The sequence below is a fragment of the Sphingomonas koreensis genome (assembly GCF_002797435.1).
GTDB lineage: Bacteria > Pseudomonadota > Alphaproteobacteria > Sphingomonadales > Sphingomonadaceae > Sphingomonas > Sphingomonas koreensis.
Genome location: NZ_PGEN01000001.1, coordinates 1,391,216 through 1,416,927, shown reverse-complemented (window position 1 = coordinate 1,416,927; position 25,712 = coordinate 1,391,216). Strand labels below are relative to the sequence as shown.

22 protein-coding genes and 1 pseudogene are annotated in these 25,712 nt (G+C 66.8%); 5 read left to right on the top strand and 18 right to left on the bottom strand.

Annotation, left to right across the window (positions count from 1 at the left end; translation table 11 throughout):
• Positions 1–3 precede the first annotated feature (3 nt).
• From BDW16_RS06630 to BDW16_RS06585, 10 genes and pseudogenes are all read right to left on the bottom strand, one after another.
• A complete protein-coding gene (locus BDW16_RS06630; RefSeq protein ID WP_066579613.1) occupies positions 4–771 on the bottom strand; it encodes a CAP domain-containing protein in 768 nt (255 codons plus the stop codon).
• Positions 772–1,138: 367 nt separating this feature from the next.
• The gene (locus tag BDW16_RS06625) at positions 1,139–2,779 is read right to left on the bottom strand and encodes a GGDEF domain-containing protein (RefSeq protein WP_066579614.1); all 1,641 of its coding nucleotides are present in this window, start codon (positions 2,777–2,779) and stop codon (positions 1,139–1,141) included.
• 205 nt (positions 2,780–2,984) lie between these two features.
• Positions 2,985–4,328 carry a serine hydrolase gene (locus BDW16_RS06620; protein ID WP_066579615.1) on the bottom strand — a complete coding sequence of 448 codons (1,344 nt, stop codon included), beginning with the start codon at positions 4,326–4,328 and terminating at the stop codon, positions 2,985–2,987.
• A gap of 136 nt (positions 4,329–4,464) precedes the next feature.
• Entirely contained in the window at positions 4,465–5,859 is a 1,395-nt protein-coding gene (gene lpdA, locus BDW16_RS06615; RefSeq protein WP_066579621.1) for a dihydrolipoyl dehydrogenase, read from the bottom strand.
• A gap of 43 nt (positions 5,860–5,902) precedes the next feature.
• Positions 5,903–7,131 (bottom strand): annotated as a pseudogene (gene odhB, locus BDW16_RS06610) (2-oxoglutarate dehydrogenase complex dihydrolipoyllysine-residue succinyltransferase).
• 20 nt (positions 7,132–7,151) lie between these two features.
• A complete protein-coding gene (locus tag BDW16_RS06605) occupies positions 7,152–10,118 on the bottom strand; it encodes a 2-oxoglutarate dehydrogenase E1 component (protein WP_241230622.1) in 2,967 nt (988 codons plus the stop codon).
• Between the two features lie 88 nt (positions 10,119–10,206).
• A complete protein-coding gene (gene sucD, locus BDW16_RS06600; RefSeq protein WP_066579624.1) occupies positions 10,207–11,091 on the bottom strand; it encodes a succinate--CoA ligase subunit alpha in 885 nt (294 codons plus the stop codon).
• Positions 11,092–11,688, bottom strand: coding sequence for a hypothetical protein (locus BDW16_RS06595; RefSeq protein ID WP_066579625.1), 597 nt, complete (start codon positions 11,686–11,688; stop codon positions 11,092–11,094). It lies immediately after the preceding gene.
• A complete protein-coding gene (mdh, locus tag BDW16_RS06590; protein WP_066579627.1) occupies positions 11,688–12,650 on the bottom strand; it encodes a malate dehydrogenase in 963 nt (320 codons plus the stop codon). Before mdh ends, BDW16_RS06595 begins: the two co-directional genes overlap by 1 nt.
• A 244-nt stretch (positions 12,651–12,894) precedes the next feature.
• Positions 12,895–13,311 (bottom strand): VOC family protein, encoded by a 417-nt coding sequence (locus BDW16_RS06585; protein WP_066579629.1) that lies wholly within the window; start codon positions 13,309–13,311, stop codon positions 12,895–12,897.
• Positions 13,312–13,369: 58 nt separating this feature from the next.
• Between BDW16_RS06585 and BDW16_RS06580 the strand changes: the two genes are divergently transcribed.
• Positions 13,370–13,951: a winged helix-turn-helix transcriptional regulator gene (locus BDW16_RS06580; RefSeq protein ID WP_198585773.1), complete on the top strand. Its 582-nt coding sequence runs from the start codon at positions 13,370–13,372 to the stop codon at positions 13,949–13,951.
• Here BDW16_RS06580 and zapE read toward each other — a convergent pair.
• The 8 genes from zapE to sdhC form a co-directional block, all read right to left on the bottom strand.
• Complete coding sequence (gene zapE / locus BDW16_RS06575) at positions 13,918–15,030, bottom strand: cell division protein ZapE (RefSeq protein WP_066579634.1); 1,113 nt, start codon at positions 15,028–15,030, stop codon at positions 13,918–13,920. The genes BDW16_RS06580 and zapE overlap by 34 nt on opposite strands.
• Entirely contained in the window at positions 15,027–15,488 is a 462-nt protein-coding gene (locus tag BDW16_RS06570) for a PaaI family thioesterase (protein WP_066579636.1), read from the bottom strand. Before BDW16_RS06570 ends, zapE begins: the two co-directional genes overlap by 4 nt.
• A complete protein-coding gene (locus tag BDW16_RS06565; protein ID WP_066579639.1) occupies positions 15,485–16,441 on the bottom strand; it encodes an MBL fold metallo-hydrolase in 957 nt (318 codons plus the stop codon). The genes BDW16_RS06570 and BDW16_RS06565 overlap by 4 nt, the downstream gene beginning before the upstream one ends.
• Complete coding sequence (locus BDW16_RS06560) at positions 16,438–17,220, bottom strand: succinate dehydrogenase iron-sulfur subunit (RefSeq protein ID WP_066579642.1); 783 nt, start codon at positions 17,218–17,220, stop codon at positions 16,438–16,440. The genes BDW16_RS06565 and BDW16_RS06560 overlap by 4 nt, the downstream gene beginning before the upstream one ends.
• Before the next feature lie 119 nt (positions 17,221–17,339).
• Positions 17,340–18,332, bottom strand: coding sequence for a C13 family peptidase (locus tag BDW16_RS06555; RefSeq protein ID WP_066579644.1), 993 nt, complete (start codon positions 18,330–18,332; stop codon positions 17,340–17,342).
• An 81-nt stretch (positions 18,333–18,413) separates the two neighbouring features.
• Entirely contained in the window at positions 18,414–20,216 is a 1,803-nt protein-coding gene (sdhA, locus tag BDW16_RS06550) for a succinate dehydrogenase flavoprotein subunit (protein WP_066579647.1), read from the bottom strand.
• Positions 20,216–20,602, bottom strand: coding sequence for a succinate dehydrogenase, hydrophobic membrane anchor protein (gene sdhD / locus BDW16_RS06545; protein WP_066579648.1), 387 nt, complete (start codon positions 20,600–20,602; stop codon positions 20,216–20,218). The genes sdhA and sdhD overlap by 1 nt, the downstream gene beginning before the upstream one ends.
• Positions 20,602–21,066, bottom strand: a complete 465-nt coding sequence (sdhC, locus tag BDW16_RS06540; RefSeq protein WP_075151310.1) for a succinate dehydrogenase, cytochrome b556 subunit — start codon at positions 21,064–21,066, stop codon at positions 20,602–20,604. Before sdhC ends, sdhD begins: the two co-directional genes overlap by 1 nt.
• 193 nt (positions 21,067–21,259) lie before the next feature.
• On the opposite strand from sdhC, the gene BDW16_RS06535 reads away from it, so the two are divergent.
• The 4 genes from BDW16_RS06535 to BDW16_RS06520 are packed head-to-tail and all read left to right on the top strand — an operon-like array spanning position 21,260 to position 25,709.
• A complete protein-coding gene (locus BDW16_RS06535; protein WP_100362841.1) occupies positions 21,260–22,600 on the top strand; it encodes a methyl-accepting chemotaxis protein in 1,341 nt (446 codons plus the stop codon).
• A gap of 21 nt (positions 22,601–22,621) precedes the next feature.
• On the top strand, positions 22,622–23,986 hold the full coding sequence (locus tag BDW16_RS06530) for a methyl-accepting chemotaxis protein (protein WP_066579673.1): 1,365 nt from the start codon (positions 22,622–22,624) through the stop codon (positions 23,984–23,986).
• 47 nt (positions 23,987–24,033) lie between these two features.
• Positions 24,034–24,735 (top strand): SDR family NAD(P)-dependent oxidoreductase, encoded by a 702-nt coding sequence (locus BDW16_RS06525; protein WP_066579676.1) that lies wholly within the window; start codon positions 24,034–24,036, stop codon positions 24,733–24,735.
• Positions 24,732–25,709, top strand: a complete 978-nt coding sequence (locus tag BDW16_RS06520; RefSeq protein ID WP_066579679.1) for a 50S ribosomal protein L11 methyltransferase — start codon at positions 24,732–24,734, stop codon at positions 25,707–25,709. The genes BDW16_RS06525 and BDW16_RS06520 overlap by 4 nt, the downstream gene beginning before the upstream one ends.
• The last annotated feature ends 3 nt before the right edge of the window (positions 25,710–25,712 follow it).

The following is a 25,712-nucleotide window of genomic DNA, read 5'->3' as shown; positions in this document are numbered from 1 at the left end:
GCGCTAGGGCAGGATCCTGAAATCGTAGGAATAGCTGGCCTGGGGCGCGCCGCGCACGCCAGCGATCGTCACGGTGTAGCCGGTGTTCGCGGCGAGGCCAGTCACGCGCCACTGGATGTTGTTGGCGATGCCGTAGCCGTCATTGTCGCGGGTGATGTCGGTGACTGGCAGATCGCCCGAAGGGCCGCGCACCGAGACCGTCGCTGCCGAGAAATCGACCGAGCGGTCGGCGCCGTTGTTGGTCGTGCTCGGCACCACCGAGAAGGAGAGATAGTCGGACAGCGCGAAGTAGCGCGCCGGATAGTCTCCCTGCGGGAAGCCGACAAAGGGCGGGACTGTCGATGGGGCGGGTCCGGCTCCGGCGAAGCTGAAGACCCGCATCGAGGCGGTGGTGGCGCGCCGCCCGTCGGGCAGCGTCCCCGAAACCCGGCCATAGGACGTCTGGCGAAGGAACGGGTGAAGGATCCAGCGCCGGTGGCCGAGCTGAGCGGTGCCGCCTTCGCGCAGCCAGCCGGCGAGCAGCCCGTCCTCGCTGTCGAAGCCGAGGCCGGTGCCCCAGCCGCCGATCAGGTTGCTCGCGCCTGCAGCGGCCGATCCGCCGGCGGTGTAGCAGCGCCAGCTTGATGGCGGCGTATGGCTGAGCGCGACATTGGCGGCCATCATCAGCGAGGATTCGGCCTGCTGCACGTCCTCGCCGCTCGAATAGACGACGGGTGCCAGGCCGTGCCGCGCACGGATCTCGTTCAGCCGGGCGAGGAATTCGGTCTTCACCGCTTGCTTGAGCGTACCCGCGCGGCACCCGCCAATGTCAGGCTGGACGTCATAATAGCCGGCGACGCCGGCCCATGTCGTCGGCAGCGGAGAGGAAGGCGAGGGCGCCGGTGTCGAAGGGCTCGGCGACGGCGTGCCCGTCGATGGCGAAGGCGTGGGTGCTACGACTGTCCCGCTGCCGCCACCTCCGCCCCCGCCTCCGCCGCAACCGGCGACGAGGAGGGCGAGGACGATAGCGGACGCGGCGGATCGGGTGCGATACATCCGCGCTGAACGCCCGGGTTTCGGCCGGGGTCCCGGTTTACGCGCGGTTAGCCCCGATTTTGCGGCCGCTGGCCGAAGCCGGGCGGTGGGTGGCCGGATCACCCTATTCCGCGGCGAGAAGCTGATCGCGGGTCGGGTCGATGAGCGGCGGTGCGGTCACCACGCGATTGCGGCCCTGCTCCTTGGCGGCATAAAGTGCCGCGTCCGCCGCCTGCATCAGATCGTGCACCGACGACGAGGTGGCGGGGATGCTGGCGATGCCGAACGAGGCGGAGACATCGATACCGGGCTGCGACAGCGCCGCGATGCCGATCCGCAGCCGCTCGGCCTTGTGCGCAGCATCCTCGAGCGAGCAATTGGGCATCACCACCAGCAACTCCTCGCCCCCATAGCGGCAGGCGACGTCGCTCTCGCGCAGCTGGTGGACGATCACCGACGCGGCATCGCGCAGCACCGTGTCGCCCTTGGCATGGCCATGCTGATCGTTCAGACGCTTGAAATGGTCGAGGTCGATCATGACGATCGACACGTCGTGCTTCTCGCGCTGCGCGAGCTGGACTGCGCGCTGGAGCGCATCCTCCATATAGCGCCGGTTGTAGAGGCCGGTCAGCGGATCGCGCAGCGCCTGGCTGCGCAGCTTTGCGCCGAGCGAGAGATTGGCGAGCGCAAGCGACATCGCGTCGGCGAGCGCGGTGCCGAGTCCGGCGATTTCCTGAAGGCGAAGGTCGCCATCGGCGCGCGTGGTCTGGATGCAGAACAGCCCGAGCACCTCGCCGCGCGCCGCCATCGGGATTTCGAGCACGAAAGCGCCCTCGGCGTGATGCTCGCAGCGCAGCTTGTCGCCGTGCGGGTGGTTGACATGCGGCTTGCCCCGCTTGAGCGCCCAGCACTGGTTGAGCCCGATCGTGTCGGCGGGGGCAGGGCCGTCGCCGAGATTCCAGCTTGCCGATAGTACCAGCCGGTCGCGCGAGTTGCTGAAGACATAGAGCGTTCCGCTGAGGTCGGGCAGCAGCTCCATCGCGGTCGCGCGCAGCACCATGTTGGCGTCGCTCTGATCCTGCGCGCTTTGCAGCATGTCGGTCATCTCGAAGAGACGCATCACCTCTTCGCGCGAACGGGTGGCGTTGGTGACCGCAAGCGCGCGGGCTTCGGCTTCGACTGCGCCGCGCCGCGCCGCGAACAGGAAGACCGCGATGCAGAACAGGCCGCTCGCGAGTTGAAGGATGATGACCGCCTTGATCGTGAAATCGATATTGCCCTGCGCGCGATCGTTGCGCGCGTCGAGTTGCTCGATCTGCTGCATCATCGCGGTGATGACGGCAGTCGTCCGCTGCTGGACATGCTGCGTGTCGTGCAGTGTCCGCGCGCCCGCAAGATCGCCGGCTTCGATGCGTGTCAGGATCGCGGCCCAGCTACGGCGTACCGCCGTAACCGCGGCAATGCCGCTGGTCTGGCCTCCGTCGAGCGTGATCCTTGCCGGAAAATGGTTGACGGGCTGAGTGTCGAACCGGGCGATCGCTGCGCGATAACGTTCGCCATGCGCGATGCCATCCACCATCGCGTTGAGCACGGCTGCATCCGCTTCCATCAGCGCCTGACGGGCAATGCTGATGTGGCGGCTTTCGATACGCCCGCTGCGCAACGCGGCCTCCTGGCTCGAGACGTAGGCGAAGCTGGCGATCATGATACCGATCATCAGCAGCATCAGCGCGATGATCGTGCTTGTCCCGCCCGGGCGCGTCACGGCCGAAGGGTTGGCAGGAGAGGGCGAGGCTTTCATTCGCATGTTCGTACCGGCCGGCGGAGCGGCCAGCAGCGCACGACATAGCGCCGACATGGATGAGAACCGACTAACGACAATGGTTAACGTGCGCCCCGACCTGGAGCACCGGGCCGGTGGGCACGACGGCAACAGCCGCGACGCCAACCGGCGCTACTTCATCGATCGCCTATTGCCGCTTGGCGGGCATCTGGCGTCCATTCTGATGCAGCACGGCACCATCGACCTTGCCCGAAGCGTCGCGCGTGAACACCAACTGCGCATCGACCGCGCGGGCGAAGAAATGATCGGGCTTTTCCGCGAACAGCTCGATCGGGCCCTGTCCGGTAGCCTGTGCGATCAGCTTGCCGCCCTCCACCCGGATCGCGATCGCGAAGGTGGGAGCGATCTCGTAGGTGCCGGGATAGGCCTGAAGCGTCTCCGGCGCGAGGCTGATCGCCTGACGCTCGCTTGCCAGCGTAACCTTGCCGCCGCGCGCCAGGGTGAGCATCGCCTTGCCCAACCGGCCGGGCGCATCGCCGTTGAGATTGGCGAGCACGACGACGGTGAGCTTGCGGTCGGGATCGTAGCCGAGCCAGGTGTTGAACCCCTCGATCCCGCCGCCGTGCGAGATGGTCGTGCTGCCATCGGCGGCGGCGACGGTGACGCCCAGCGCATAATTGTCCTTGAACGGCGTCAGATACGCCTTGAGCGATTCCGGCTTGAGCAGCTTGCCGCCGAACAGCCCGCGCTGCCATTTGAGCAGGTCGTGCGAGGTCGAATAGAGCGCGCCGGCTCCCTGCGGAATGGTCATGTCGAGATAGTCGGCGTTGACCACCCCCTTGGCCGAAGGGCTGTAGCCGGCGGCGCGGCGGGGGATAATCGCCGCGTGGCTGTCATAACCGGTGTCGGCCATGCCGAGCGGCTTGAAGATGTTGTCCGTGAGGAAGGCCGAATAGGACTGGCCGCTCGCCTTTTCGATGATCGCGGTGAGCAGGATATAGCCCGAGTTGGAATAGGCGTATTTCTCGCCCGGCTGGAAATCGAGCGGCTTGTCGCGGAAGCGGGCGATCAGGCTGTCGGTGGTTGCCGCGAGTGTCTTCAGCTTCGCATAGTCGTCGAACGAGGTGAAATTGGGGATGCCGCTGCTGTGGGTGAGGAGGTTGCGGACCGTCACCCTGTCCCACGCCGCCGGCGCATCGGGCAGATAGGTCTTCACCGGGGCGTCGAGCTTCACCTTGCCGCGTTCCTGGAGCAGCAGGATCGCAGCGCCGGTGAACTGCTTGGTCACCGAGCCGAGGCGGAACTTGGTGTCGCCGTCATTGGCGATCTTCCATTCGAGGTTGGCCGAGCCATAGCCCCTGTCGAACAGGATCTCGCCGTCGCGTGCGACGAGGACGACGCCCATGAAGCCGCCCTTGTCGGCATCGGCGCGGACGACCGCGTCCATCCGGACGGGATCGATCTTCGGGGCGTCCTGCGCGAAAGCGGGTGCGGCGAAGACGAGCGCGAGGCTGGCGGCGTATCTGAGCATCGAATTCTCCGATCAGGTGTATCATTTTTATGATACACCTGATCGGGAGAGACAAGTAGGATAGTTGACGTCGATCGGCGCCCTTGGGCGCCGTCGGCCGGACGCGCCTAGCTGCGCTAGTCGCGTCGCCGGCGCGTCAGATATGGATCGGCTTGCCGGTCACTGCCATCGCCGCTTCCTTGATCGCCTCGCTGTGCGTGGGATGGGCGTGGCAGGTATAGGCGATGTCCTCGCTGGTCGCGCCGAACTCCATCGCCTGCGCGGCCTGGGCGATCATCGTGCCGGCGACGCTGGTGATGATCCATACGCCGAGCACGCGATCGGTCTTGGCGTCGGCGATGACCTTCACGAAGCCGTCGGGCTCGTGGTTGGTCTTGGCGCGGCTGTTGCCGGCCATCGGGAACTTGCCGACCTTGACCTCGCCCTTGGCCTTGGCAGCCTCCTCCGTGAGGCCGACGCCGGCGATTTCGGGCATCGTATAGACCACCGACGGGATGACGTCGTGGTTCACGATGCCGGTGAGGCCGGCGATGTTCTCGGCCACCGCGATGCCCTCATCCTCGGCCTTGTGCGCGAGCATCGGGCCGGGGATGACGTCGCCGATCGCCCAGATGCCCGGGACCGAGGTCTTGAAGCTGTGATCGGTCTCGATCTGGCCGCGCTGGTTGACGGTCAGGCCGGCGGCGTCGAGGCCGAGGCCATCGGTGTTCGGCTTGCGGCCGATCGCGACGAGGACGTTGTCCGCCTCGATCGTTTCGGCGGCGCCGCCTGCGGCCGGCTCGACGGTGATGGTGGCTTTGCCGCCCTTCACCGCAACGCCGGTGACCTTGGTGCCGGTCTTGAACTCGATGCCCTGCTTCTTGAACAGGCGCGCGGCTTCCTTGCGCACATCGGCGTCGAAGCCGGGCAGGATCTGGTCGAGATATTCGACCACGGTGACCTTGGCGCCGACGCGGCGCCACACGCTGCCGAGCTCAAGCCCGATCACGCCGCCGCCGATGACGACGAGATGCTCGGGAACCTTGGCCAGCTCGAGCGCGCCGGTGGAGTCGACCACGATTTTCTGGTCGATCTCGACGCCCGGGAGCGGCGTGACCGACGAGCCGGTGGCGATGACGATGTTCTTCGCGCGGACTTCACGGTCGCCGACCTTGACGCTGTCCTTGCCGGTGAACGTCGCATAGCCCTTGAGCCATTCGACCTTGTTCTTCTTGAACAGGAATTCGATGCCGCCGGTCAGGCCCTTGACCGCGTCGAGGCGCTGGGCGTGCATCGCGTCGAGGTCGAGTTCGACCTTGCCGAGCTTGACGCCGAGCTTGGCGAGCGCGCCGGATGCGGCTTCCTCGTACAGCTCCGACGCGTGGAGCAGTGCCTTGGACGGGATGCAGCCGACGTTGAGGCAGGTGCCGCCGAGCGTCTCTCGCCCTTCGGCACAGGCGGTCTTGAGGCCCAGCTGCGCCGCACGGATCGCGGCGACATAGCCGCCGGGTCCGGAACCGATCACGAGGACGTCGAAGTCGTATTCAGCCATTTTCTACTCCGTTCGCCCGCATGTGGGGACGAGAGGTCGGTTCTTACAGGTCGATCAGCAGGCGGGTCGGATCCTCGATCGCGTTCTTGAGCGCGACGAGGAAGGTCACCGCTTCACGACCGTCGATCAGGCGATGGTCGTAGCTGAGCGCGAGGTACATCATCGGGCGGATGACGATCTGGCCGTCGCGGACCACCGGGCGGTCCTCGATGCGGTGGAGGCCCAGCACCGCTGACTGCGGCGGGTTGATGATCGGGGTCGACATCAGCGAGCCGAACACGCCGCCGTTGGAGATGGTGAAGGTACCGCCCTTCATCTCTTCCATCTTGAGCGTGCCGTCCTTGGCGCGCTTGCCGAAGTCACCAATCGTGCGCTCGACCTGAGCGACCGACATCTTGTCGGCGTCGCGGATGACGGGCACGACCAGGCCCTGCGGCGCGGAGACCGCGACCGAGATGTCGGCATAGTCGTGATAGACGATCTCGTCGCCGTCGATCTGGGCGTTTACGGCCGGGATGTCCTTGAGGGCCATGGTCGCGGCCTTCACGAAGAAGCCCATGAAGCCGAGGCGGACGCCGTGCTTCTTCTCGAACAGGTCCTTGTACTTGGTGCGCGCTTCGATCACCGCCGTCATGTCGACGTCGTTGAAGGTGGTGAGCAGTGCAGCCGTATTCTGCGCTTCCTTGAGGCGGCGGGCGACGGTCTGGCGCAGGCGCGTCATGCGCACGCGCTCTTCGTTGCGGGCGCCGCCCGTTGCGGGCGCCGCGACCGGAGCGGCGGTTGCCGGAGCCGGAGCAGCGGCAGGCGCTGCGGGCTTGGCCGAGGCCGCAGCGACCACGTCTTCCTTGGTGATGCGGCCGTCCTTGCCGGTGCCCTGCACGGTCGACGGATCGACGCCATGCTCGAGGATCGCGCGGCGGACCGACGGCGAGAGCGCGGCGGCTTCGACGTCCTGGGCCGGCTCGGCAGCTGCGGCGGGGGGAGCGGCAGGGGCAGCAGCCGCGGGGCGGCGGCGGGCGCTGCGGGAGCACCGGCGCCGGCTTCGATCGTGCCGATCAGCGCGCCGACATTGACGGTGTCGCCGACCTTGACGGCGTGCGCGCCCATGACGCCGGCGACGGGGGCGCCGACCTCGACCGAGACCTTGTCGGTCTCGAGCGATGCGACGGGCTCATCGGCCGCGACGGCGTCGCCCGGCTGCTTCAGCCATTCGCCAATGGTCGCTTCGGTGATGGATTCGCCCAGAACGGGAACGAGGATTTCGGTGGCCATGGTTCAGTCCTTCCTGGCGATCACGCGCCGGCCTTGCCGGCGGTCTTCTTGTCTTCGGTCTTGCGCGCGCGGCGGATTTCCTCGCGTACATTATGGCCCAGCGCGTCGGCGACAAGCGCGCCCTGCTCGGCCTGGTGGCGCTTCATCAGGCCGGTGGCGGGCGATGCCGCCGCGGCGCGGCCCGCATAGCGCGGGCGCTGCGGCTTGATGCCCGATTCGACCATGCACGCCTCGATATAGGGTTCGACGAAGAACCAGTAGCCGTTGTTCTTCGGCTCCTCCTGCGCCCACACCACTTCCTCGACATTGGTCATGCGCGCGAGGCGTGCGACCAGCGGTTCACCGGGGAAGGGATAGAGCTGCTCGATACGAATGATCGCGGTGGTCGTGTCGCCCGCCGCGTCGCGTGCCTCGATCAGGTCATAGGCGACCTTGCCGGAGCAAAGCACCACGCGCTTCACATCCTTGTCCGCCGGCGCCGACGGGTCCGAGAGGATGCGCTTGAAATGCGTATCGCCCAGGAAATCCTCGGTCTTGCTGACCGCCAGCTTGTGCCGGAGCAGCGACTTCGGCGTCATGACGATGAGCGGCTTGCGGAAGTTGCGGTGCATCTGCCGGCGTAGCAGGTGGAAGTAGTTGGCGGGCGTAGTCACGTTCGCGACCTGCATGTTGTCGCCCGCGCACAGCTGGAGGAAACGCTCCGGACGCGCCGAGCTGTGCTCGGGGCCCTGACCCTCATAGCCGTGCGGCAGCAGCATCACGAGGCCGTTGGCGCGCAGCCACTTGGCCTCGCCCGCGGCAATGAACTGGTCGATCATGATCTGCGCGCCGTTGACGAAGTCGCCGAACTGCGCCTCCCACAGCACCAGCGTCTTGGGATCGGCGAGCGCATAGCCGTACTCGAAACCGAGCACGCCATATTCGCTCAAGGGGCTGTCGAGCACCTCGAACCGGCCGTGCGGAATCTCGTTCAGCGGCACATATTTGTGCTCATCGGTCTGGTCGACCCAGACGGCATGACGCTGGCTGAACGTACCGCGGCCCGAATCCTGGCCCGACAGGCGCACGCCATAGCCTTCCGACAGCAGCGAGCCGAAGGCCAGCGCCTCGCCGGTTGCCCAGTCGAAATTCTCACCCGACTTGAACATCGCGGCCTTGGCGTCGAGCACGCGGTTGAGCGTCTTGTGCGGGGTCAGGCCGTCCGGGATCGTCGTCAGCGTGCGGCCGAGGCTATCGAACAGCTTCTTGTCGATGCCGGTCTCGACGTTGCGGCGCGCGGTTTCGGCGTCCATCGGCGCGCCGAGGCCCTGCCAGCGGCCACCGAACCAGTCGGCCTTGTTCGCCTTATAGCTCGCGCCCGCGGTGAACTCGTCCTCGAGATGGGCAGTGAATGCGGCCGCCTGGGCCTTGGCGAACTCGCCGTCGATGACGCCTTCGCCCTCAAGCCGCTTGGCATAGATGTCGCTGACGCCGGGGTGACCCTTGATCTTGGCGTACATCAGCGGCTGGGTGAACGAGGGCTCGTCGCCTTCGTTATGGCCGAAGCGGCGGTAGCACCACATGTCGATGACGATGTCGCGCTTGAAGGTCTGGCGGAACTCGATCGCCATCTTGCACGCGAAGGTCACGGCTTCGGGATCGTCGCCGTTGACGTGGAAGATCGGCGCCTGGACGCCCTTGGCGACGTCGGACGGATAGGGCGACGAGCGCGCGAATTGCGGGCTGGTCGTGAAGCCGATCTGGTTGTTGATGATGAAGTGGATGCAGCCGCCGGTGTTGTAGCCGCGGATGCCCGAGAAGCCGAGGCACTCCCACACGATGCCCTGGCCTGCGAAGGCCGCGTCGCCATGGATCAGCACGGGCAGGACCTGCTCGTGATCCTCAAGGTCGTTGCGGTTGGTCTGCTGCGCACGGACCTTGCCGAGCACCACCGGGTCCACCGCCTCGAGGTGCGAGGGATTGGCGACCAGCGACATGTGAACGCTGACCCCGTCGAACTCGCGGTCGGTGCTGGTGCCGAGGTGATATTTGACGTCGCCCGAGCCGCCGATGTCGTCGGGGTTGGCCGAGCCGCCGGCGAATTCGTGGAAGATGACGCGATAGGGCTTGGCCATCACCGTGCCGAGCATGTTGAGTCGGCCGCGATGCGCCATGCCATAGACGATCTCGCGCACGCCCTGCGCGCCGCCATATTTGATGATGGCTTCCATCGCCGGGATCATCGATTCGCCGCCGTCGAGCCCGAAGCGCTTGGTGCCGACATATTTGCGGCCCAGGAACTTCTCCCACTGCTCGGCTTCGATGACCTTGGACAGGATCGCCTTCTTGCCTTCGGGCGTGAACTCGATCGCCTTGTCCTTGCCCTCCATGCGCTCCTGCAGGAAGCGGCGTTCCTCGACATCGGCGATGTGCATGTATTCGAGGCCGACATTGCCGCAATAATTGCGGCGCAGGATCTCGACCAGCTCGCGGATCGTCGCCTTCTCCAGCCCCATCGTGCCGCCGAGATAGATCGGACGATCGAGATCAGCGGCAGTGAAGCCGTGATATTCGGGCGTCAGGTCGGCGGGCAGGTTCTGGTGCGACAGGCCCAGCGGGTCGAGATTGGCGGCAAGATGCCCGCGCACGCGATAGGTGCGGATGAGCAGCATGGCGCGGATCGAATCGTTCGCGGCGCGCGCGATGTCGGCCGACGAGGCTGCGGGCGCCGCTGCCGGGGCGGGGGAAGCGCCGCCGCGCGCGGGCTTGGGCGCCGGCTCCATCTGGGTCGGATCGAGCGCCGCGGTGAGGGCGTCGGTGTCGCTGAGCGGCCAGTTGGGACGTTCCCAGCTCGGGCCGTTGACGGTGCCTTCCAGCCCGTCGAACCACTCGCGCCATCCGGCTTCGACGGACGCGGGGTCCGCCTTCCACTTGGCGTAGAGCGTCTCGACGAACGCCGGGCTCACGCCACCGGCGATGTCTGCGAAATCCAGGCTTTCAGCGCCCACCATCTTCCTCGTTCCTTCGTCACCCGGCCGGTGCCGGGATCTTCAACCGCACGATGCCCCGGCGCGAACCGGGGCGCCGGCGTGTTCGTCAGCCCTTCAGCACTTCCACCAGCGTCGAGCCGAGCTCGGACGGGCTGGCCGAAACGCGGATGCCCGCGGCTTCCATCGCCGCGATCTTGCTCTCGGCGTCGCCCTTGCCGCCCGACACGATCGCGCCGGCATGGCCCATGCGGCGGCCCGGAGGCGCGGTGCGGCCCGCGATGAAGCCGGCCATCGGCTTCTTGCGGCCGCGCTTGGCCTCGTCGATCAGGAACTGGGCGGCCTGCTCCTCGGCGTCGCCGCCGATCTCGCCGATCATGATGATCGACTTGGTCGCTTCGTCCGCCAGGAACAGCTCGAGCACGTCGATGAAGTTGGTGCCGTTGACGGGATCGCCGCCGATGCCGACCGCGGTCGTCTGGCCAAGGCCTGCATTGGTGGTCTGGAACACGGCTTCATAGGTAAGCGTGCCCGAGCGCGAAACAACGCCTACCGACCCTTCGGAGAAGATGCTGCCCGGCATGATGCCGATCTTGCACTGGTTGGGGGTGAGGACGCCGGGGCAGTTCGGGCCGATCAGGCGGGTCTTCGAGCCGCTGAGCGCGCGCTTGACCTTGACCATGTCGAGCACCGGAATGCCTTCGGTGATGCAGACCACGAGCGGGATCTCCGCGTCGATCGCCTCGAGAATCGAGTCCGCGGCGAAGGGCGGCGGGACGTAGATGACCGAGGCGTCGGCGCCGGTCTTGCTCTTGGCTTCGGCGACAGTGTCGAACACGGGCAGGCCGATATGCTCGGTGCCGCCCTTGCCCGGGGTCACGCCGCCGACCATCTGCGTGCCGTACGCCAGCGCCTGCTGGGTATGGAAGGTGCCGGTGTCGCCGGTCATCCCCTGGGTGATGACCTTGGTGTTACGGTCGATCAGAATCGACATTCAGAACCCTCCGATTGATTGGCTGACGAAAATCAGCCCTTGGATACCATAGGAAGCGCCGAGCGGATGGCCGCGCGGCACGTACGTAATTTCGAGGCTGACGCCCGGCTGCCACGGCTCCCAGCGCCGCTTGCTGGCGGTGCCATTGGCCTGAACGGTGTTGGGCGTGGCGCCGACCCATCCGTCGATCGTCTCGCGCGGCGGCGCGGCGGTGGCGTCAAGGTCATAGGCGCGGCAGCCCGTGGCCCAGCCGCCGTCCTTGCCTGACCTGGGGCCGGTCTCGATCCGGCTGGTCACCAGCCACACGTCGCGGCCGTCGAAGCGCTGACGAAACATCTGGCCCGAGACTTTCGCCTCCGGCGCTTCCTTGCGCATCGCCTCGCGGCCCTTGGCGACGATCGCGGTAACGCGCGGATCGGCCTGCGCCTCGGCGATCTCGACCCAGCCCGCGGCGGTCGCCGCGGCACCGACACCGTCAAATTTGCGCACGTCGAAACACGCCGCCTTGAATGCAGCAAACAACGGCGAGGGCGCAGGGCCAGCCTGCGCCGCTCCGACCGTCGCTGCGATCAGTCCAAAGGCGGCGAATGCCGGCATCAGCCGAGCGAGCTGTCGATGCCCTTGCAGGCGACCAGCAGTTCCTTGACCGCGTCGACCGAGACCTGGAGGTTGGCCTTGGCCTCCTCATTCAGCTCGATCTCCACGACCTGCTCGACGCCACCGGCGCCGATGATCACGGGCACGCCGACATAGAGGTCATCGACGCCGTACTGGCCGGTCAGGTGCGCGGCGCAGGGCAGCAGGCGCTTCTGGTCGTAAAGATACGCTTCGGCCATCGCGATGCCGCTGGTCGCGGGAGCGTAGAAGGCCGAGCCGGTCTTGAGCAGGCCGACGATCTCGCCGCCGCCCGAACGGGTGCGCGCGACGATGGCGTCGATGCGCTCCTTGGTCGAGCGGCCCATCTTGATGAGGTCGGGGATCGGGATGCCTGCGACGGTCGAATATTCGACCACCGGGACCATCGTGTCGCCGTGGCCGCCGAGCACGAAGCTGTTCACTTCCTTGACCGACACGTTGAATTCTTCGGCCAGGAAGTGGCTGAAGCGCGCCGAGTCCAGCACGCCGGCCATGCCGACGACCTTGTTGTGCGGGAGCCCCGAGAATTCGCGCAGCGCCCACACCATCGCGTCGAGCGGGTTGGTGATGCAGATGACGAAGGCGTCGGGGGCGTTGGCGGCGATGCCTTCGCCGACGGCCTTCATGACCTTGAGGTTGATGCCGAGCAGGTCGTCGCGGCTCATGCCCGGCTTGCGGGCGACGCCGGCGGTGACGATGATGACGTCCGCGCCCGCGATATCGGCATAGTCGTTCGAGCCGGTGATCTTGGCGTCGAACCCTTCGACCGGGCCGCACTGCGACAGATCGAGCGCCTTGCCCTGCGGAACGCCCTCGACCACGTCGAACAGGACGATGTCGCCGAGCCCCTTGAGGGCGGCGAGGTGAGCAAGCGTGCCGCCGATGTTGCCGGCGCCGATGAGGGCGATCTTCTTGCGGGCCAAATGAGCCTCCCTAAACAAGGTTGGGCGGCTCCAATGACTCTCCGGGCCGCAGGGAACGCAGGCGCATTAGGCGCTTTGGTCCCCTGCGGCAACCGTGGAATCGACCCTGTCAAGGAAATCTTTGCACTTGCGAATTAGTTGCAATAATTGAATTTGGATCGCGTCGTTTTCGCTATCACGAGACAGGGTGATGTCCGTGCCGCCCGGTGTTGAATGATCTTCCACGCGGCGGGCGTGGTACCAATCAGGCGGGCAGGGCGGTAAGATCCTGATAGAACATCAGCGTGTTGCCGTCGGGGTCGAAGAAGGTGAGCAGGCGGACCATTTCGGGGATGTCGAGGATCGGCCCGTCCTGTCGCACGCCTGCGGCATCGAGCGCAGCCTTGGCGGCGTCGATATCGGTGACGCCGAAGGTCAGCGTGGCGCCGCCCGGGCCCCCGGCATTCTCGACCTGTGACAAGCCGACATTGACGCGCGCCACGTCGCTTTCGAGTTCGCACCAGGCCAGGTCGTCGCGGCGGTAGAGCAGCCGCATGCCCAGGATGTCGGTGTACCAGGGTATCGCCTTGTCGAGACTGGAGACACCGATCGAACAGGTGAGGCCGCCGTCATAGGCGATCGCCGCGGCGGTCGCGGTTTCCGTGGTTGCAGAGCTTGCCATGTCATCCTCCCGTGACTATGGTTCCGTTTGTATAGTAGATTGCGAAATGGTCAAGTCCGTGAACGATCCGGTTCTTTCACCTGCGGTATTGCAGCTGCTGAGCGCCAGCCGCTGGGCGATCCCGGTGCTGGCGTTGCTCAGCCGGGACCAGGGATCGCGCTTCGCGGTGATCGAGCGGCGCTTCGGCCTGTCGCGCAACAGCCTGACGCGTACGCTCGCCTATCTGCGCGAACAGGGCTGGGTGATGCCCAACCCCGGCTATGGCCACCCGCTGCGCCCCGAATATGTGCTGAGCGACGCCGGGCGCGCGATCGGCGCGGCGTGCGAACGGATAGAGGGGGTGCGGATACGTCTGGGGCTGGAAGCGCCCGACCTGTCGCGCTGGACGCTGCCGGTGGCGGGCGGGCTGGAGGACGAGTGGACCCGGTTCAACGCGCTTCAGACGCGGCTCGCGCCGGTGACGCCGCGCGCGCTCTCGCTAACCTTGCAGGCGATGATCGGGCAGGATCTGGTGCGGCGGCGGCTGGAGGACCGGTTTCCGCCGCTGCCGCTCTATGGCCTGACCGGGCGGGGGCGGAATTGGCGGGGGCGGTGGCGGGGTGAGGGTCAGCCCGCGCTGCCATGCCCCTGCGCCAGATAGTCTTCCGACTGCATCTCCATCAGGCGGCTGACGGTACGTTCGAACTCGAACTTGCCGTCGCCCTCGCGGTAGAGGTCCATCGGTGAGGCGTCGGCCATCGCCAGCAGCTTGACCTTGTGCTCGTAGAGCGCGTCGATCAGCGTGACGAAGCGCGCGGCCTCGTTGCGGTTTTCGGGCCCCAGGCGGGGGATCCCGACGAGGATCACGGTGTGATAGCGGCGGGCGATGGCGAGATAATCGGCGGCGCCGCGCGCCTCACCGCACAGCCGCTTGAACGAGAAGACGGCGACGCCCTTGAGGCTCTTGGGGACGTGCAGCGTGCGGCCCTGCACTTCGAGATCCTCGGACGGCACATTGGCGCGATCCTCGACCGGATAGTCGGTGAGGCGGAAAAATGCGGCGGACAGGGTGGCGGTGTTCGCGGGGCTGTTCGGGACCAGCCACATGTCCATCAGACCGAGGCGATCGCGGCGATAGTCGGTCGGGCCGTTCAGCGGCAGGACGTCGAGCCTGTCCTTGAGCAGCGCGATGAACGGCAGGAAGGAATCGCGCTGAAGCCCGTCCTTGTAGAGATCGTCGGGCGGGCGGTTGGAGGTCGCGACCACCGTCAACCCCTCGGCCACCATCGCGGTGAACAGGCGGGAGAGGATCATCGCGTCGGCGGCGTTGTTGATCACCATCTCGTCGAAGGCGAGCAGGCGGAGATTGTGGGTCAGCGCCTTGGCGACGGGCACGATCGGGTCACCGGCTTCCTTCTTGCGCTCCTCCGCGATGCGCGCGTGGACCTCGATCATGAACTCGTGGAAGTGGACGCGGCGCTTGCGCTCGATCTTCACCGTCTGGAACAGCAGGTCCATCAGCATCGACTTGCCGCGCCCCACACCGCCCCACATGTACACGCCCTTGGGCGCCTCGGGCGCGCGGCGGGCGAGGCGCCACAGTACGCTGCCCTTGCGCGGCCCGGTTTCCAGCTCGTGCGCGAGATGGTCGAGCCGGCGCGCGGCCGCCGCCTGATCGGGATCGGCGCGAAGCTCGCCAGCGGCGACCAGCGCCTGATATTTTTCAAGAACCTTGGTCATGTATCCGACTTGGGCGGCGAGGACTTGCGCACCGTGCCCGAGAAGCTGGCGAGGACGTTCGCCTCCTGCTTCACCAGCCCGCGCATGAACAGCATGCGGCCGGTTTCGCGCAGCAACTCGACCTCGGCGACGATCGGCTGGCCGATCATGCTGGTACCGATGAACTGCGCCGACAGGTCGAGCGTCACCGCGCCGCCGGCCGAGAGCACGCCGAAGCTGCGTGCAGCGGCGAACAGGGCTACGTCCATGAAGCCGAGCAACGCGCCGCCATGGGTGGAGTCGCGCAGGTTGGAGTGCTCGCGCGCCGGCACCATCCGCACCAGTGCCTTGCCGTCCTCGACCCGGGTCAGGATCGGGCCGAGAAAGGCGTTGAAGCGTGTGGGATCGCGCAGCTCCCAGCGCTTCCAGCCGGGATGGTCGGGATCGTCGGTGAAGGTGAAATGCGGTTCTGCGTTCATTTGGGGCAGTTCTTGTCCAGTTCGCCGCTGCGGATGCGCTCGACATAATAGGGGATCATGGCGAGCACGCGCAGCTTGTCGGCGGGCGGTGTGCCGCCAACGGACCAATCCTGCCATCGGTCGGCGCAATAGGTCGCCTTCTCCTTCCCGCGCGCGCAGTCGAGAAGGCCGATGAATCGCTGCTTCCACGCGTCGAAAGCAGGGCGGTCCATCGGCGCGCCGTGCCCCGGGATCAGCGTGGCGAAGGGCGTCGCCGCAACTTCCTCGAGCGCCTTCAGCCAGCCATCGGGGCAGGCGGTGTCGAGGAAGGGGACGGGATTCGTCACCAGATCGCCCGCGACGAGGATGCGGCTCTGCGGGTCATAGAGCCAGACGTCGCCCGCGGTCGCGGCGTTACGGGCCAGACGCAGTTCGATCTTCCGCCCGCCTGCGTCGATCGTGCCGTTCCTGCGGACGACATCGTCGGGCCTCAGCTCGGTGCCACGTTCGAAGGTCGCGAGATCGCCGCGTACCTCGCTGGCCATCGGCTCGGGGATATTGCCGGCGTCGAGTGCGGGGCGGGCGGACTCGGCGCTGCGCTTGAGGAAGCCGGTGAGGGCGCCGTCGATCGCATCGCTGGCGGAGACGCGCATACCAGGATGCTTCGCCCGGAGCGTCAGGTTGCCGCTGACATGGTCGAGGTGCCAATGGGTGTTGACGATCCGCACCAGCGGCTTGCCACGTGCGGTGATCGCTGCCTCGATCTTCGCCACTTGGCTGGCATGGCGGCCGGTATCGACGAGCAGCAGCCCGGCTGGGCCCTCGATCAATACCGAGTTGCCGTCCGGCTGACGGCCCGGCTCATATCCGCCCTCGATCAGCCATATGCCCGGCGCGACCGGCTTGGCCTCCTGCGCCGCGGCGGGAACCGCGATCGCGGCCAGCAGCAGGGCGAGAGCGGCGCGCGCGATCAAACGATCCGCTCGGCTTCCATCTTCTTGATCTCCGCGATCGCCTTGGCGGGGCTGAGGCCCTTGGGGCAGACGTTCGCGCAGTTCATGATCGTGTGGCAGCGATAGAGGCGGAAGGGATCTTCCAGCTCGTCGAGGCGCTCGCCGGTGGCTTCGTCGCGGCTGTCGGCCAGCCAGCGATAGGCCTGGAGCAGGATCGCCGGGCCGAGGAAACGGTCGCTGTTCCACCAATAGCTCGGGCAGCTGGTCGAGCAGCAGGCGCAAAGGATGCACTCATAGAGGCCGTCGAGCTTGTTGCGGTCGTCCGGCGACTGCAGCCGTTCCTTGCCCGAGGGCGGCGGGCTGACCGTCTTCAGCCAGGGCTGGATCGATGCATATTGCGCGTAGAAATGGGTGAAGTCGGGGACGAGGTCCTTGATCACGTCCATCGCTGGCAGCGGGGTGATGCGGATGTCGCCCTTGATATCCTCGATCGCGGTGGTGCAGGCGAGGCCGTTCTTGCCATCCATGTTCATCGAGCACGATCCGCAGATGCCTTCGCGGCACGAGCGGCGGAAGGTGAGGCTCGGATCGATCTCGGACTTGATCTTGATCAGCGCGTCGAGAACCATCGGCCCGCAATCGTCGAGGTCGATGACGAAATTGTCGTAGCGCGGATTCTCGCCCGAGTCGGGATCGTAGCGATAGATGGTGAAGGTCTTGGTACGGCTCGCGCCGGCCGGCGCCGGGTGGCTCTTGCCCTTCGTGATCCTGCTGTTCTTGGGAAGAGCGAAATCAGCCATGTGAAACCCCGTACCGTGTCAGACGGGGCGCGGCGTGACGTACCGGCCCCTCGATTTGGACGGTCAGATACATAAGCGGGGCCGGTGCTGCAAACGCTTCGAACAGACAGGGCCAAAGATCAGCGCCGTACCGCGGCGAGACTCTCGGCAGACGGGCGGCCGACCGGCGCGGTTGTGGCCTTGGGCATTCGCGCTTCGAGCGGTGTGAGCCATGCGTCGACACCGGTGCCCTTGTCGTGCTGGGGCAACGATGGCTCGAGGCCGGCCTGCCGTTCCCATCCGGCGATCAGGCCGGCAGCTTCCGTCACTGCGGGGCCGAGCGGCTGGGGCTTGCGCAACGCGCGGTTGATCAGCGCGTCGCCGAAGAAGGTCCAGTCGTTCTCCGCGAGGCAGCCGAAGGAAGGACGGTCCGATGCCGCGGCGCTGACGATCATCGTCTGCGGCCCCCGAAGCACCGGTACGAACACGCCCGAATAGCAGGCGCTGACGATCAGCAGCCGTCGCTGGATGCCATATTCGCCGAGCAGATAGCCGAGGCGGTGGGGCGAGATCGCGCCCCAGCCTTCATTGCCGTCATTATAGACGATGCCGAACGGCGCGCCGTGGCTGGTGGCATAGAGGACCAGCACGTCCTCGGCCGGGTCCATCAGCTCGGCGATCCGCGCCAGCGCGGCTTCGAAATTGGCCGGAGACCCCATCGGCAGCGGGCTGGGTGCCGATCCCTCGCTGCCGCCGAGCACGATCGTGCGGCCCGCGGCATCGTAGCGGCGGGCGAGCACCTTGCCCGCCTCACGCGCCTCGCGCCCGAACACCGGATCGCTGTCGAGCGCCACCGAGACGACATAGGCATCGATCACCCCCTTGCGCTGGGGAAGCAGCGGGGCGAGCGCCCTGGCCATCCGGCGATGCTCGGCCAGCGCGTGGCGCGCGGGCCGGTCGCGCTCGATCTGGGTCCCGCCATCGGCCTGCTGGCCGATCTCGACCGGGGTCAAGCGGGCGACGGCGAGCGGGGGCGGGGCAGTATGCTGAGGGGCTGCATAGGGTTGCTGCTGCGATGCCGACGCCGGGAACAGCGCGAACAGGACGACAAGCGGCAGCAACATCGAACGCATCGACTTCCCCCGTGATCTACGGGGAAAGTGAGTGCGCTCCCAGGGATCGTCAAGGTGATGCGGGCCGGGGCCCGCACCACCTCAATACACCCGCTTCTTCGGCTTGATGTACTCGACCTCGTCGGTGAGCGTGTATTCGTGGACCGGGCGGTAGTCGATCGACGTCGCGCCGCCCTTGCCGCCCCAGCCATCGAAGGTCGCGACGGTGTGCTTCATCCAGTTCGCGTCGTCGCGATCCGGGAAGTCCTCGTGCATGTGAGCGCCGCGGCTTTCCTTGCGGTTCTCGGCGCCCTTGATCGTGACCAGCGCCTGGCCGATCAGATTGTCGAGCTCCAGCGTCTCGATCAGGTCGGTGTTCCAGATCAGCGAGCGGTCGGTGACGTCGATGTCCTCCATCCGCTTGTAGACCTGGTCCATGTGCTGGACGCCTTCGGACAACAGCGCGCTGTCGCGGAACACGGCGCAATGGCGCTGCATCGTCTTCTGCATGTCCTTGCGGATCTCCGCCGTCGACGATCCGCCCTTGGCGTTGCGGAAATGGTCGAGCCGGGTGAGCGCGAACTCCTCCGAACCCTTGGGCAGCGGGTTGTGCGGCGTGTTGGGCTTGAGCGTCTCCTTGAGGCGCAGGCCGGTGGCGCGGCCGAACACGACCAGGTCGATCAGCGAGTTGGAACCGAGGCGGTTGGCGCCATGGACGCTGACGCAGGCCGCTTCGCCGACCGCGAACAGGCCGGGGACGACCGCATCGGGGTTGCCGTCGCGCAGTTGCACGACCTCGCCATGATAGTTGGTCGGGATACCGCCCATGTTGTAATGGACCGTCGGCACCACCGGCAGCGGCTTCTTGGTCAGGTCGACGTTCGCGAAGATCTTGCCGGTCTCGGTGATGCCTGGCAGGCGCTCGGCCAGCACCTTGGGATCGATATGATCGAGGTGAAGGAAGATGTGGTCGTTTTCCTTGCCGACGCCGCGGCCCTCGCGGATCTCCATCGCCATCGAGCGCGCGACGACGTCGCGGCTGGCGAGATCCTTGGCGGAGGGGGCATAGCGCTCCATGAAGCGCTCGCCTTCGGAGTTGGTGAGATAGCCGCCTTCGCCGCGCGCACCCTCGGTGATCAGCACGCCCGCGCCGTAGATGCCGGTCGGGTGGAACTGGACGAACTCCATGTCCTGCAGCGCGAGGCCGGCGCGCAGCGCCATGCCGTTGCCGTCGCCGGTGCAGGTGTGCGCCGAGGTCGCCGACTGATAGACGCGGCCGCCGCCGCCGGTGGCGAGGACGACGGCATGGCTGCGGAAGCGGTGGATCGAGCCGTCTTCCATGCACATGGCGATGACGCCGCGGCAGGCGCCGTTTTCCATGATCAGGTCGAGCGCGAAATATTCGATGTAGAAGTCCGCGTCATACTTCAGGCTCTGCTGGTAGAGCGCGTGGAGCATGGCGTGGCCGGTACGGTCGGCCGCGGCGCAGGTGCGCTGCACCGGGGGGCCTTCGCCCATATTCTGCATGTGGCCGCCGAACGGGCGCTGGTAGATCGTGCCGTTGTCGTTGCGGCTGAACGGCACGCCGGCATGCTCGAGCTCGATCACGGCCGCGGGCGCCTCGCGCACCATATATTCGATCGCGTCCTGATCGCCGAGCCAGTCCGATCCCTTGACGGTGTCGAACATGTGCCAGGTCCAGTGGTCCGGCGAGTTGTTGCCCAGCGAGGCGGCGATGCCGCCCTGCGCCGCCACGGTATGGCTGCGGGTCGGGAACACCTTGGTGATGCAGGCCGTCTTGAGGCCGGCCTCGGCACAGCCCATCGTCGCACGCAGGCCCGAACCGCCGGCACCCACGACGACGGCGTCGTAGCTGTGGTCGATGATCTTGTAGGCTGCGGACATTATGCGGCGGCTCCGGTGAGGGAAATCTTGAGGATCGAGAAGATCGCGAAGACCGCGGCGGCGATCGCGAAGAAGTTGAGCAGCGTCATCAGCACGATGCGGCGGGCGTCGCGCTCATAATCCTCGATCACGACCTGAAGGCCCATCTTGAGGTGATAGAAGACGCTGATCACGAGCAGGATCATCGGCACTGCGGCGAGCGGCGAGGCGAGCCAGGCCTGAACGGTGGCATAGTCGAGGCTGGGCAGCAGGACGAGGCTGGCGATCAGCCACAGCATGAGCGCCAGATTGGCGCCCGCGGTCAGCCGCTGCTGCCACCAATGGTGCGTGCCCTCATGCGCCGAGCCGAGACCGCGCACGCGGCCGATGCTGGTTCCGTTGCCCATTACTTCGTCTCCACCTGGATCGGTGCATTCGCGACCGGCGGCGCAAGCAGGCGGTCGTAGCTCAGATACCCCCAAAGCAGCACGGTCAGCGTCACCGAAACCACCATCGTCAGGATCGCGAAATTGCGGTTGGCCTTCAGCTCGAACGCCGCGCCGGCATCGAGCACGAAGTGGCGGATGCCCGTCATCATGTGCTGGAAGAAGCTGAGCGTCAGGCCGATGCCGAGGATATAGCCGATGATGTTGGGCGCGCCCGACTTCACCGTCAGCAGGTCCATGAACCAGTCATGGCATTCCTTGCCGCCGGCGAGCGCGCCGAGCCAGGCGAGGAAGACGATCGCGCCGACCGTCGCCATGCCGGAGCCCGTGACGCGGTGCAGGATCGAGACCAGCATATGCGGACCCCATTTCCACACCTGAAGATGGGGCGAGAGCGGACGGTTTTCGTTGCGGGCGGATGCCAAGGCCAAGGTTCCCCTGTCGAGTTGCGCGCCTAATGAGACAGAGCGGCCATCGATGCAAGCCGCAAGGCGGATGCGTGGCTAACCGGGCCTTAACCCTTCTCCCTTAGGCCGGTGAAAGGGTCGGGACTGTCTCTCGGCAATCGGGCAATTCAACAAGGGTCGAATCGTGAGCGAATCCGCATCGAGCAAGCAGATGCCACCGGTGGGGAGTGTCAGCCCGACGCTCGATCTGCGCGAACGCTTGCGCCTGTTCGACCTGACCGATCCCGATCATGCCCTGGCACGCCAGCTCTGGGCCGCGCTCGAGCCCGACGCGGCGGTGGTGGCGGCGGCGCATTGGGAGCAGTGGCAGCGCTTCTACGGCGATCGCAAGACGATCGCACAGCACGACCATGACCGGATGATCGAGCTGGGCATCGCCTATCTGCGCAACCGCTATACCAATCTCACCGGGCTCGACTGGGTTCAGTCGGCCGAGCGCACCGTCGCGGCGGCCTATGCGCAGGACGTATCGCTCACCGCGATCCTTTCGATGACCGACGCGGGCGGGCGCGCGACGCTCGATATCCTCAACCGGCGGCTCGGCGGTTCGCCCGAACTGACCCCGATCATCGACCTGCTGTTCCGCCTGCGCTCCATGGAATGCGAAATCTACACTGCCCTCTACTCAGCCTATAACGAATATGATGCCCGCGCATCGCGCGACCAGCTGGCGGCGGAGTTCCGCGAATCGATCGGGATCACCGTCGAGCAGGCCACACGCGACGGCGAGGCATTGCGCGCGCAGGCGACGCTGACATCGGGTGCGACCCGCGGGATGCTGGGCAAGGCATCGGAAGTCGCAGCCGCGGCGGAGCAATCGGCGGTGGCGATGCGCGAGGCGGCGCATACTGCGGCGGGCCTGATCCGCGCGATCGAGGATGCGCGGACCGAGGTCGAGGCGGCGGCGGGGATCGCGACGCGGGCGTCGGCGCAGGCGGGCGAAGCGGTGGCGATGAGCGAGATGCTGTCCGATCACGCCAAGTCGATCGAATCGATCCTGGGCCTGATCCGCGACATTGCCGGGCAGACAAATCTGCTGGCGCTGAACGCGACGATCGAGGCTGCCCGTGCCGGTGACGCCGGCCGCGGCTTTGCGGTGGTGGCGCAGGAGGTGAAGAGCCTTGCCAACCAGACCGCGCGTGCGACCGACGATATTGCGGCGAAGATCGCGGCGATCCAGTCGGCGACCAAGGGCACGGTGGATACCAATGCCTCGATCCGCGACACGGTGATGGAGGTTCAGGCTTCGGCCGACCGCATCCGCACCGCGATGGAGATCCAGGCCCAGACCGTCACCGCGATCACCGCTGCCGTGGACGAGACTGCGCTCGCCGCCGACTCGATGTCCGCGACGATCGGGGCGATCCGCGAGGATACTGAGGCGGTTGCGAGCGAGATCGACCGGGTCGGGCAGGGCTTTGCTGCGCTTGACGGCCAGCTTGGCACGCTCAGAAACAGCGCGGGCGAGTTCGTCGCAAAAGTCGCCGCATAAAAGAGACTATGGAGGGGATGGATGGCCGGAGCGAAGGAGCTCGGCCAATGGAGCGGCCGCAGCCGTCCCATTGCCGAGCGGATCCGCGACTATGACTGGGATGGCGCGATCCGGGCCGGCTGTGCCGATATCGCCACGCTGATCGGCGACGATTTCGGGCGCGTCTCGCAGGCATTCTGGGATCATTATCTGTCGCTTGAGGCGACGGCGCATGTCCGAGACTATTTCACCGGCCAGCGGATGCGCGACCAGGTGCGCGCGAGCGCCGACTATATGGCGGCCAAGTTCCAGCGCCCGTTCGACGAAGCCTGGCTGAAGATGGCGTCTAAGCATGCCGATGACGCGCATCGCTCTCGCATCCCGCTTTCGGCGCTGCTCTCCGCCTTTGCCTATGCCCATACCCGCACACATGAGATCATCCGCGAGCGGCTGAGCAACGATCCGGCGCGGTTCGCCCAGCTGGTCGATGTCGCGCAGCGCATGTCGCTGCTTGAAGCCGACTTCATGGCGTCGCAGCTCGGCGCCCGTGATGCCGAACTGGCGCGCACCGAGCGGAGGGCGCGGGGCGAGCAGTTCCGGGGCGAGATCGCAGGAACGATCGAGCTAACCACGACGCTTGGCGCCAAGGTGCGCGGGCAGGCGCGCGGTGCAGCGGATTCCACGCGAGGCATGCTCGGCAAGACCAGCGAAGTCGCAGCCGCGGCGGAGCAATCGGCGGTGGCGATGCGCGAGGCGGCGCATACTGCGGCGGGCCTGATCCGCGCGATCGAGGATGCGCGGACCGAGGTCGAGGCAGCGGCGGGGATCGCGACGCGGGCGTCTGCGCAGGCGGGCGAGGCGGTGGCGATGAGCGAGATGCTGTCCGATCACGCCAAGTCGATCGAATCGATCCTGGGCCTGATCCGCGACATTGCCGGGCAGACCAACCTGCTGGCGCTGAACGCCACGATCGAGGCTGCCCGTGCCGGTGACGCCGGCCGCGGCTTTGCGGTGGTGGCGCAAGAGGTGAAGAGCCTCGCCAACCAGACCGCCCGTGCGACCGACGATATTGCGGCGAAGATCGCGGCGATCCAGTCGGCGACCAAGGGCACGGTGGATACCAATGCCTCGATCCGCGACACGGTGATGGAGGTTCAGGCTTCGGCCGACCGCATCCGCACCGCGATGGAGATCCAGGCCCAGACCGTCACCGCGATCACCGCTGCCGTGGACGAGACTGCGCTCGCCGCCGACTCGATGTCCGCGACGATCGGGGCGATCCGCGAGGATACCAAGAGCGTCGCTGACGAGATCGACACGCTCCAGCGCGAGTTCGGGGAGATCGATGAACGGCTCGGGCAGCTCAAGGACGCGGCGGGCAGCTTTTCGGCATCGGTCGCGGCCTGATCTCACATATCTCGACTTCGCTCGATCCGAGCGGGTAGAGGGCGGGGATGACCATCAACATTCTCGTCACTGGTGCCAGCCGCGGCATCGGCGCAGCCATCCTCGAAGCGCTGAAGCTGCCCAATGCGAAGGCGGTGGGGCAGGGCACGTCGAGCGGCATCCCCGCGGACTTCACCGATCCCGCCGCCCCGCGCGCACTGTGGGAGGCTGCCCTCGAGCAGCTCGACGGGCGGATCGACGTGCTGATCAACAATGCCGGCATCTTCGAAGCGGCGCCGGTCGATCTCGACGACGACGAATGGCTCGCCGTTTGGGAGCGGACGATGCAGGTCAACCTGACTGCCGCCGCACAGCTTTCGCGGCTTGCCGTCCGCCACTGGCATGAGCGCAAGCGCGGCGGGCGGATCGTCAATATCGCCAGCCGCGCCGCCTATCGCGGCGACAGCCCGGCGCACTGGCATTATGCGGCGTCCAAGGCGGGCGTGGTCGCGATGACCAAGAGCATCGCGCGCGGTTTCGCGCGTGAAGGCATCCTGGCCTTCGCGATCTGTCCCGGCTTCACCATGACCGGCATGGCCGACGACTATATGGCGAGCCGCGGCGGCGACAAGCTGCTCGCCGACATCCCGCTCGGCCGCGTGGCGATGCCCGAGGAGGTGGCGACGATGGCCCGGTTCTGCGCGCTCGAGGCACCCGCATCGATGACCGGCGCGGTGCTCGACGTGAACGGTGCGAGCTACGTGCGATGAGCAGCTGGAAGATCACGCTTCCCTGTACTCGCGACGAGGCTGAGGCGATCGATTTCGAGGGCGCCGAACTGCTCGGCATCGATCCGGCGCCGGTGCTGCTGACCAGCGAGACGATCCCCGATGATCCGCTCGCCTGGCAGATAGAGGCCTATTTCGAGAGCAAGCCGGGCAAGGCCGAGATCGCGGCGCTGCAAACGTTGGTACCGAGCGCTGGCAAGGCCAAGCCGCTGGTCGAGAAGCTGCCCGACGAGGATTGGGTGACGCTGAGCCAGGCGGGGATCGAGCCGGTTCACGCCGGTCGCTTCTACGTCCATACCGGCACCAATCGCGGCGACGTGCCGGAGGGCGCCAAGACCTTCCTGATCGAGGCCGGGCGCGCCTTCGGCACCGGCACGCATGAGACCACCAGCGGCTGCCTGCGCACGCTCGACGCGATGCGCGCACGGGGCGAGGTGGTGCGCAACCTGATCGATGTCGGCACCGGCACGGGATTGCTCGCCTTCGCCGCGATGCACCTCTGGCCGCGCGCCTATGCCACCGCATCGGACATCGATCCGGTCGCGGTCGAGGTGACGGCGGAGAATGCCGTCGTCAACGGCGTGCCGCTGGGCGTCGGTATGGGGCAGCTCGCGCTTGCCGCGGCGCCGGGGCTGGAGCATCCGCTGCTGCTCAACCGTGCGCCCTATGACCTGATCATCGCCAATGTCCTGGCCGGGCCGCTGATCGAATTGGCGCCGAGCATCAGCGCCGCGCTGGCCGAGGGCGGGACGCTGGTGCTGGCCGGGTTGCTGGAGACGCAGACCGAGCGCGTCGCCCATGCCTATCGCCGACAGGGCCTGCGGCTTGCCGGCCGGACCTCGACCGGCGAATGGCCCGCGCTGCGACTGCGCAAGCGCGCGCGCTACGGCTGGGGGCGGGTGGAACGGTCGGGGCCTGACGGGTTGGGTTTGGCTCCGGGCTTCGGCAGCTGGTAACGG

Bases quoted from the DNA above. Each gene is read 5' to 3' on its own strand.
- BDW16_RS06620 (WP_066579615.1), bottom strand. From the start codon at position 4,328: ATGCTCAGATACGCCGCCAGCCTCGCGCTCGTCTTCGCCGCACCCGCT.
- lpdA (WP_066579621.1), bottom strand. From the start codon at position 5,859: ATGGCTGAATACGACTTCGACGTCCTCGTGATCGGTTCCGGACCCGGC.
- sucD (WP_066579624.1), bottom strand. From the start codon at position 11,091: ATGTCGATTCTGATCGACCGTAACACCAAGGTCATCACCCAGGGGATG.
- BDW16_RS06595 (WP_066579625.1), bottom strand. From the start codon at position 11,688: ATGCCGGCATTCGCCGCCTTTGGACTGATCGCAGCGACGGTCGGAGCG.
- BDW16_RS06585 (WP_066579629.1), bottom strand. From the start codon at position 13,311: ATGGCAAGCTCTGCAACCACGGAAACCGCGACCGCCGCGGCGATCGCC.
- zapE (WP_066579634.1), bottom strand. From the start codon at position 15,030: ATGACCAAGGTTCTTGAAAAATATCAGGCGCTGGTCGCCGCTGGCGAG.
- BDW16_RS06570 (WP_066579636.1), bottom strand. From the start codon at position 15,488: ATGAACGCAGAACCGCATTTCACCTTCACCGACGATCCCGACCATCCC.
- BDW16_RS06560 (WP_066579642.1), bottom strand. From the start codon at position 17,220: ATGGCTGATTTCGCTCTTCCCAAGAACAGCAGGATCACGAAGGGCAAG.
- BDW16_RS06555 (WP_066579644.1), bottom strand. From the start codon at position 18,332: ATGCGTTCGATGTTGCTGCCGCTTGTCGTCCTGTTCGCGCTGTTCCCG.
- sdhA (WP_066579647.1), bottom strand. From the start codon at position 20,216: ATGTCCGCAGCCTACAAGATCATCGACCACAGCTACGACGCCGTCGTC.
- sdhD (WP_066579648.1), bottom strand. From the start codon at position 20,602: ATGGGCAACGGAACCAGCATCGGCCGCGTGCGCGGTCTCGGCTCGGCG.
- BDW16_RS06535 (WP_100362841.1), top strand. From the start codon at position 21,260: ATGCCACCGGTGGGGAGTGTCAGCCCGACGCTCGATCTGCGCGAACGC.
- BDW16_RS06530 (WP_066579673.1), top strand. From the start codon at position 22,622: ATGGCCGGAGCGAAGGAGCTCGGCCAATGGAGCGGCCGCAGCCGTCCC.
- BDW16_RS06525 (WP_066579676.1), top strand. From the start codon at position 24,034: ATGACCATCAACATTCTCGTCACTGGTGCCAGCCGCGGCATCGGCGCA.
- BDW16_RS06520 (WP_066579679.1), top strand. From the start codon at position 24,732: ATGAGCAGCTGGAAGATCACGCTTCCCTGTACTCGCGACGAGGCTGAG.